Genomic DNA, 357 nt, shown 5'->3' with positions numbered 1-357 from the left:
TTCGGCATCATTCAGAAATTCGCCATATTCATTCAGAAGTTTCAGCGCATTCCATTGTTTAGGATTATGAGAAGCAGTCAAAATAATACCCCTACCCAGTTTCCTGCTTCCTGATAGCCAGAACTCTGGGCATCGGTCGTTCCCCAAACGGTGTCGGCAATAGCTCCATCACAACCGGCATTGTCATAAACAAACGACACAAGAGGACGGGACCACTCCCATTCCACCCCAGGGTAAGCTGTTTAAGTTATAAACCTTTCTCTGCGGGGGTCTGCCGGGAAATGAGATCGTTGTTTCGTCCGATGCGCTGGTAGAAAAGCTCATTGCAACAGCCCAAGGCGTAGAGGCCAATATATC

Annotated in this window: 1 pseudogene; it reads right to left on the bottom strand. The window is 48.2% G+C overall.

Annotation, left to right across the window (positions count from 1 at the left end):
- Nucleotides 1-90 (bottom strand): annotated as a pseudogene (locus D0T87_RS23865) (hypothetical protein); the annotation flags it as partial.
- Nucleotides 91-357 lie beyond the last annotated feature (267 nt).

This window comes from Bacteroides sp. 51 (genome assembly GCF_010500965.1).
Taxonomy (GTDB): Bacteria; Bacteroidota; Bacteroidia; order Bacteroidales; family Bacteroidaceae; genus Bacteroides.
This window is presented reverse-complemented; position numbering and strand designations above follow the sequence as displayed.